Genomic DNA, 6,847 nt, shown 5'->3' with positions numbered 1-6,847 from the left:
CCCGATGGCGGCGGGCGTGGCCGGCGCCGCCATCGGGGTCTCGGTCGGCTTGGCCGCGGGCGCCTCCTTGGCCGTGGCCGGCTGGGCCAGGGCCAGCGGGACAGAGAAGGCGGCGATCGCGAGGAAACGGGCGAACATGACGGCGGACCCTCCGTGGCGGCCCATCGAATCCCGATGCGGCGAACCTCACACCATCACAGCGGCAAGCGCGCCCGGGAACAAGGCCGTGCGCCTCCGTGCCAACAGCCGCCGGCCCCGCCTCTCGAAATCGTGAGTGGTGGCCTGGCGCTCTTGAGTACGCGGCGAGTTCCGCGGTAGCTACCGTCGGCAGCCAGGCCCGTCGTGTCGGCTGGCCGATCCGGCGAGAGCGAAGGCAAGCGATGGCGGCCGTGACCGGCAAACCGATCGACCTCCACACGTGGAGCACGCCGAACGGCTGGAAGATCCCGATCATGCTGGAGGAGTGCGGCCTCCCGTACCGCGTCGTGCCGGTCGACATCGCCAAGGGCGAGCAGATGGCGCCCGCCTTTCTTGAGATCTCGCCGAACAACAAGATCCCGGCGATCGTCGATTACGACGGACCCGGCGGCGAGCCGGTCTCGATCTTCGAGTCGGGCGCGATCCTGCAATATCTCGGGCGCAAGACCGGTCGGTTCTACCCGACCGACGAGCGCGCCCGCGTCGCGGTGGACGAGTGGCTGTTCTGGCAATGCGCCGGCTTCGGGCCGATGCTCGGCCAGACCCACCATTTCAAGATCTATGCGAAGGAGAAGATCCCCTACGCGATCGAACGGTTCACCGCCGAGACCAATCGCCTCTACGGCGTGCTCGACCGGCGGCTCGCGGATCGCGAGTACCTCGCCGGGGACTATTCCATCGCCGACATGGCGACGGTGCCGTGGGCGAAGTTCACCGGAAAGCAGGGCGTCGACCTCGGCGCGCTGCCGAACGTGAAGGCGTGGCTCGACCGGGTGCTGGCGCGGCCGGCGGTGCAGCGCGGGTTGGCGGCGATCTAGCGTCGTCGGGCGGAGCACCCACCATGATGCGGGGTCCGCGCGAGGCTGCTTCGGCCTATTTCGCGGCGGGCTTGGCCGGCTTCTGCGGCGCCGGCTCTGACGCGGTGTTGGCGGCCTGCTGGTTCACGTCCGGAACCTTGGTCCAGGTCTGCGAGCCGCACAGCACCTTGAGCAGGCATCCGGAGACGGACAGCTCCGAGGCGTTCTCGCGCTCGAGGCTGACCTGATAGATCTTGCCTTCCTCGATGTTGTAGATGCTGCCCGAGAACTTCGCCTCGTCGGGCTGCAGCCCCTCGATCAGCGGCAGGCCGAGCACCGGCCGCGAGCGCTTCTTCGGATCGGGGTTCTTGATGTCGGTGCGCGGCGTGCCAGCCTCCGTGGTGGCGACCTTGAGCCAGACCACCTTGCCGCAGACCTGCGCCTGGCCGGCGCCGCAGCGGTCGATCCGGATCTTCGCGCGGCCGTCCTCCGTGAGCCAGGTGCCGGAGGGGTCCTTGCCCGCGTCGGCGTGAGCCGAGGCGAGACCGGTGAGGAGGAGGGCGGAGGCGAGGGCGAGACGCATGTGGCTTAAGCTCCGAAGCTGGCGCCTGACGGCGCGGGGCGGGTGGAGTTCGTGGCGACACTGAAGCCTTCGCATTCAGGCGAATTTTCGGCAGTGTTGCAGCCACGCCATGGCCGAGCTTGATTCGGCTTCGGGTTGAGGGCGGTGGGCGCCCCCGCTATAAGCCCGGCGCGAAAGCGATTTTCCCGGTCGCCTCAGGGCGGCTTTCTTTTCTCCCGAACGGACTGACCATGGCCACCGAGCGCACCTTCTCCATCCTCAAGCCCGACGCGACCAAGCGGAACCTCACGGGCGCGGTCAACGCGGTCATCGAGAAGGCGGGCCTGCGGATCGTCGGCCAGCGCCGCATCCAGATGAGCCAGGCCCAGGCCGAGAAGTTCTACGAGATCCACAAGGAGCGCCCGTTCTTCGGCGAGCTCGTGACCTTCATGACCTCCGGCCCGGTGGTCGTTCAGGTGCTCGAAGGCGAGAACGCCGTGGCGAAGTACCGTGAGGTGATGGGCGCGACGAACCCGGCCCAGGCTGCCGAGGGCACCATCCGCAAGACCTTCTCGGAGTCGGTCGGCGAGAACACCGTCCACGGTTCGGATAGCGCCGACAACGCCAAGATGGAGATCGCGCAGTTCTTCCAGGATTCCGACATCGTCGGCTGAAGTCCACGCAGACATCTCGGCCGAGGGTGGTCGCCGGAGCACACCGGCGACGCCTTCGACCCTGTCGAATGCCACACCGCCCGGAATGGGGGGCGGTGTGGCCGCACCGCCATTGACGAAGCGTGCGGCCAAAGAGTCCAACGGCATCGGATTTCCCGATCTCGCCAACGGACCTGCCATGACGACCCGCCGCCTGTCCCTGATCGCCGCCGGCCTGCTCTCGCTCGCCGCGACCGCCGCCCTCGCCAGCGGCTCCTCTGCGCCGTTCGAGCAGTACCAGCCCGATCCGGCGCTGCGCACGGCGCCGAAGGCGAACCTCGAAGGCCGCGTGCGCCACGCCTGCGCCGTGGTGCAGGCCCGCCTCACCAGCGCGCCGGAAGCCTCGCTGGAGCGTCCCTGCGGCTGCTACGCGAAGCAGACCATGCGCTCGCTCGACGAGTCCGAGATCGAGTCCTACCGCGCCACCGGCTACTTCAACGATTCCGCCCGCGCCAAGGCGCTGAACGCCCTCGACGCGTGCAAGCTGCAGCGCCCGGTCTGACGATCGAACGCACATTCTCCCTCCCTCGCAGAAGCCGGGAGGGAAGAGCGGTTCAGAGGCTCAACAGGGCCGCGTCGGCGGCAGCACCGTCGTCCTCGATCACCACGCGATCGCCCTGCAGCCGCGCCCCGCCGCCTGCCACCAGGGCGAGCGCCGCGGGGTAGAGGCGGTGCTCCTGCACGATCACCCGCGCGGCCAAGCTGTCGGGGTCGTCGCCGGCGCGCACCGGCACCGCCGCCTGCGCCACGATCGGGCCGGCATCGAGTTCCGGCACCACGTAATGCACCGTGCAGCCGTGGAGGCGGACGCCGGCGGAGAGCGCCTGCGCGTGGGTGTGCGTGCCCTTGAACAGCGGCAGCAGGGAGGGATGGATGTTGATTATTCGTCCGGCCCAGGCCTCGACGAAGCCGGCGGAGAAGACGCGCATGAAGCCCGCTAGGCACACCAGCTCGACCCCGGCAGCGCGCAGCTCCGCATCGAGGGCGGCGTCGAAGGTCGCCCGGTCGGGGAAGGCCCTGTGGTCGATGGCGTGCGCGGGGATGCCGACGGACCGGGCGTGAGCGAGGCCGGCGGCGTCCGGCCGGTTCGAGAGCACCAGCACGATCTCGGCCGGATAGCCCGGCGCCTTCGCCGCCTCGATCAGCGAGACCATGTTCGAGCCGCGGCCCGAGATCAGGATCGCGACGCGGGTCTTCGGCTTCGTCGCCATCAGAGCGCGAGGCGGCCGGTGAAGGTCACGGGCTCCGCGCCGCGGGCGGTGATGGCGCCGAGCCGCACCGGCGCCTCGCCGGCCTCGCCGAGCGCCTTCGACACCGCTTCGGCGCGATCCTTCGCGACGACGAGCACCATGCCGACGCCGCAGTTGAAAGTGCGCAGCATCTCCGACTCGGCGACGCCGCCCTCGCGCGCCAACCAGCCGAAGACCGGCGGCGGGCGCACCGCGTCGAGGTCGATCGCGATGCCGACGTCGTCGGGCAGAACGCGGGGCAGGTTGTCCAGGAAGCCGCCGCCTGTGATGTGGGCGAGCGCCTTGATCCCGTCCGTGGCCTTCAGCACCGCGAGCAGCGGCTTCACGTAGATCCGCGTCGGCTCGAGCAACGCCTCGCCCAGCGTCTTGCCGGTGGCGAAGGGCGCGGCCGCGTCCCAGTTGAGGCCGGTGCGCGCGACGATGCGGCGGACGAGCGAGAACCCGTTCGAGTGCACCCCGGAGGAGGGGAGGCCGAGCACCACGTCGCCGGCGCGGATACCGGGCTTCGGCAACAGCGTGCCGCGCTCGGCCGCGCCGACCGAGAAGCCGGCGAGGTCGTAGTCGGCGCCGTCGTAGAGGCCCGGCATCTCCGCCGTCTCGCCGCCGATCAGCGCGCAGCCGGCCTGCCGGCAGCCCTCGGCGATGCCGCGGACGATGTCGGCGCCGACGCCCGGCACCAGCTTGCCGGTGGCGTAGTAGTCGAGGAAGAACAGCGGTTCGGCGCCCTGGACGATGATGTCGTTGACGCACATCGCCACGAGGTCGATGCCGATCGTGTCGTGCCGGCCGGTCTCGATCGCGATCTTCACCTTGGTGCCGACGCCGTCGTTGGCGGCGACCAGGATCGGATCCTTGAAGCCCGCGGCTTTCAGGTCGAACAGGCCGCCGAACCCGCCGATCTCGGCGTCGGCGCCGGGCCGGCGCGTCGCGCGCACCAGCGGTTTGATCGTCTCGACCATCGCGTTCCCGGCGTCGATGTCGACGCCCGCATGCGCGTAGGTCAGCCCGTTCGTGGTCTCGGCCGTCATCGGCGTCCCGTTCCTGTGGTCCGCGGATGCTTTAGCCGAGTTTCGCGCCGACCGAACCCGTCGGCTCACAAGAAAACGACCCACCCGGATCGGTTCCGTGCCCCGTCGGCGCCGCCGGCAGCCTTGACCGTGCGGAGACGCCTTCCCACTGTCTCCGCTCTGTCGGGTGGGGAGGGCGTCGATGCGCGCGAGGGCTGTGATCGGTCTGGCGGTGCTCGTCGCCCTCGGAATCGTCGTCTACCTGCTGCGCGAGGTGATGCTGCCGTTCGTCGCCGGGATCGCGCTGGCCTACCTGCTCGACCCCCTGGCCGACCGCCTCGAACGCCTCGGCCTCGGACGCCTGACGGCGAGCCTGCTGATCCTGGCGATGTTCGTCGCCGGCCTGATCGTCTCGCTGCTGATCGTGGTGCCGCTCGCCGCCAACCAGGTCGCGGCCCTGGTCAACAGCCTGCCCGGCATGATCGGGCGGCTGCAGGGCATCATCGCCGAGCGCGCTGGCCCGGTGCTGCAGCGGCTCGGCGGCGCCGACGTGGTCAACGAGCTGCAAGCCTCGGTGGGGACGCTCGCGACCCAGGGCGGCGCGTGGCTGCTCGCCTTCCTCAAGTCGATCTGGTCCGGCTCGCAGGCGGTGATCTCGCTGGTCTCGCTGCTGGTGGTGACGCCGGTGGTCGCCTTCTACATCCTGATCGACTGGGACCGGATGATCGCCACGCTCGACACCTGGGTGCCGCCGCGCCACCGCGCGACGGTGCGCCGGCTCGCGGCGCAGATCGACCGCGCGATCATCGGCTTCGTGCGCGGGCAGACGCTGGTCTGCCTGATCCTCGGCACCTTCTACGCGCTCGGCCTGTGGCTCGTCGGCCTGAACTTCGGCGTCCTGATCGGCCTGATCGCGGGCTTCCTCACCTTCATTCCCTACGTGGGCACGCTGACGGGCTTCCTGCTCTCGGTCGGCGTCGCGCTGGTTCAGTTCTGGCCCGGCTCGGACTGGCTGCATCTCGGGCTGACGGTCGGGGTGTTCCTGGTCGGCCAGTTCCTGGAGGGCAACGTGATCGCGCCCAAGCTCGTCGGCGAATCGGTCGGCCTGCATCCGGTTTGGCTGATGTTCGCGCTGCTCGCCTTCGGCTCGCTGTTCGGGTTCCTCGGGTTGCTCCTGGCGGTGCCGGTGGCGGCCTCGATCGGCGTCCTCGTGCGCTTCGCGCTCTCGCGCTACCTGCAGAGCCGGCTCTACCATGCCGAGCAGCCGGTGCTGATCGAGGTGCCGCGGGCCTGAGCGGGACGCTTGACTGTCGGGCCGGCAGGGTCACCCTGGACGCCGCATGCGCGAGAACGCCCCCCCGAAGCAACTGGCCTTCGACCTTCCGCTCGATCCGCGCTACGGCCGCGAGGATTTCCTGGTCGGCACGGCCAACGAGGCCGCCTACGCGTCGATCGAGGCCTGGCCCGATTGGCCGGACACCGTGCTGGTCCTCACCGGGCCGCCCGGAAGCGGCAAGAGCCATCTCGCCTCGATCTGGGCGACGCGGGCTCATGCCTGGACCGTGTCGGCCGCCGACGTCACGGCGGAGGCGGTGACCCACTGCGTCTCGAACGGCGCCCTGGTGATCGAGGACATCGACCGCCCCGGCCGCGACGAGGCGGCCCTGTTCCACCTGCTCAACCTCGCCCGGGAGCGCAAATGCCCGGTGCTGCTGACCAGCGGCGCGGCGATCGACCAGATCGGGCTGACCGTTGCGGACCTGCGCTCGCGCCTTCGGCTCGCGCCGGGCGTGGCGATCCGCGAGCCCGACGACGCCCTGCTCCGCGCGGTGATGGTGAAGCTGTTTGTAGATCGGCAACTGGTTGTGGATCTGCGTGTGATCGACGCCCTGGCGCTCCGCATCGACCGCTCGCTCGGGCGGGCGCGGGAGGTGGTGGCCGAACTCGATCGCGACGCCCTCGGCCGCGGTCGCCGCATCACCCGGCCGCTGGCGCTGGCGGTGCTCGAACGCCTTGGCATCGCCGAAGGCGGCGAGGACGACGAAGAGGACGGCGAGGACGACTGATCGCCACGCATGGGCGGCGGTCGGCGCGCTTCGGATGCGAGGGTCGCGTGCCGACCGTCACGGCAATGTCGCATTCCGGCGGACCACCCATGTTAGGGACGCCGCGACAGGCGGCAGGTGAGGAGTGGCAGGGTTGTCGGATATCGAATCGAACGTGGACGCCCTCGATCGCGACCGGACGGACGACGTCGTCGAGGCCGGCGACGAGGCGACGCCCAAGCGCACCGTACGGCGCGCGCCGCCCGCCCGCGCCC

8 protein-coding genes are annotated in these 6,847 nt (G+C 70.2%); 5 read left to right on the top strand and 3 right to left on the bottom strand.

The window, feature by feature from the left end:
* The first annotated feature begins 380 nt into the window (after positions 1-380).
* Complete coding sequence (locus FV222_RS13785; RefSeq protein WP_147814670.1) at positions 381-1,016, top strand: glutathione S-transferase N-terminal domain-containing protein; 636 nt, start codon at positions 381-383, stop codon at positions 1,014-1,016.
* Between the two features lie 55 nt (positions 1,017-1,071).
* On the opposite strand, the gene FV222_RS13780 is transcribed toward FV222_RS13785, so the two are convergent.
* Entirely contained in the window at positions 1,072-1,578 is a 507-nt protein-coding gene (locus FV222_RS13780; RefSeq protein WP_147751197.1) for a DUF2147 domain-containing protein, read from the bottom strand.
* A 230-nt stretch (positions 1,579-1,808) separates the two neighbouring features.
* Here FV222_RS13780 and ndk point away from each other — a divergent pair, with 230 nt between their 5' ends.
* The gene (gene ndk, locus FV222_RS13775; protein WP_147726086.1) at positions 1,809-2,231 is read left to right on the top strand and encodes a nucleoside-diphosphate kinase; all 423 of its coding nucleotides are present in this window, start codon (positions 1,809-1,811) and stop codon (positions 2,229-2,231) included.
* Positions 2,232-2,409: 178 nt separating this feature from the next.
* Positions 2,410-2,772: a hypothetical protein gene (locus FV222_RS13770; protein ID WP_147751198.1), complete on the top strand. Its 363-nt coding sequence runs from the start codon at positions 2,410-2,412 to the stop codon at positions 2,770-2,772.
* 52 nt (positions 2,773-2,824) lie between these two features.
* On the opposite strand, the gene purN is transcribed toward FV222_RS13770, so the two are convergent.
* Positions 2,825-3,481: a phosphoribosylglycinamide formyltransferase gene (gene purN / locus FV222_RS13765; RefSeq protein ID WP_147751199.1), complete on the bottom strand. Its 657-nt coding sequence runs from the start codon at positions 3,479-3,481 to the stop codon at positions 2,825-2,827.
* On the bottom strand, positions 3,481-4,548 hold the full coding sequence (purM, locus tag FV222_RS13760; protein ID WP_147751200.1) for a phosphoribosylformylglycinamidine cyclo-ligase: 1,068 nt from the start codon (positions 4,546-4,548) through the stop codon (positions 3,481-3,483). The genes purN and purM overlap by 1 nt, the downstream gene beginning before the upstream one ends.
* Before the next feature lie 181 nt (positions 4,549-4,729).
* Between purM and FV222_RS13755 the strand changes: the two genes are divergently transcribed.
* A complete protein-coding gene (locus FV222_RS13755) occupies positions 4,730-5,821 on the top strand; it encodes an AI-2E family transporter (RefSeq protein WP_147751201.1) in 1,092 nt (363 codons plus the stop codon).
* A 46-nt stretch (positions 5,822-5,867) separates the two neighbouring features.
* A complete protein-coding gene (locus tag FV222_RS13750) occupies positions 5,868-6,593 on the top strand; it encodes a hypothetical protein (protein ID WP_147762011.1) in 726 nt (241 codons plus the stop codon).
* Positions 6,594-6,847: the final 254 nt, after the last annotated feature.

It is taken from the genome of Methylobacterium sp. WL103, from assembly GCF_008039885.1.
In the GTDB taxonomy this organism is placed as follows: domain Bacteria; phylum Pseudomonadota; class Alphaproteobacteria; order Rhizobiales; family Beijerinckiaceae; genus Methylobacterium; species Methylobacterium cerastii.
This window is presented reverse-complemented; position numbering and strand designations above follow the sequence as displayed.

What these genes read in the sequence shown, in the direction of transcription:
- FV222_RS13785 (WP_147814670.1), top strand. Translation starts at nt 381, where the DNA reads ATGGCGGCCGTGACCGGCAAACCGATCGACCTCCACACGTGGAGCACG.
- FV222_RS13780 (WP_147751197.1), bottom strand. Translation starts at nt 1,578, where the DNA reads ATGCGTCTCGCCCTCGCCTCCGCCCTCCTCCTCACCGGTCTCGCCTCG.
- ndk (WP_147726086.1), top strand. Translation starts at nt 1,809, where the DNA reads ATGGCCACCGAGCGCACCTTCTCCATCCTCAAGCCCGACGCGACCAAG.
- FV222_RS13770 (WP_147751198.1), top strand. Translation starts at nt 2,410, where the DNA reads ATGACGACCCGCCGCCTGTCCCTGATCGCCGCCGGCCTGCTCTCGCTC.
- purN (WP_147751199.1), bottom strand. Translation starts at nt 3,481, where the DNA reads ATGGCGACGAAGCCGAAGACCCGCGTCGCGATCCTGATCTCGGGCCGC.
- purM (WP_147751200.1), bottom strand. Translation starts at nt 4,548, where the DNA reads ATGACGGCCGAGACCACGAACGGGCTGACCTACGCGCATGCGGGCGTC.
- FV222_RS13755 (WP_147751201.1), top strand. Translation starts at nt 4,730, where the DNA reads ATGCGCGCGAGGGCTGTGATCGGTCTGGCGGTGCTCGTCGCCCTCGGA.
- FV222_RS13750 (WP_147762011.1), top strand. Translation starts at nt 5,868, where the DNA reads ATGCGCGAGAACGCCCCCCCGAAGCAACTGGCCTTCGACCTTCCGCTC.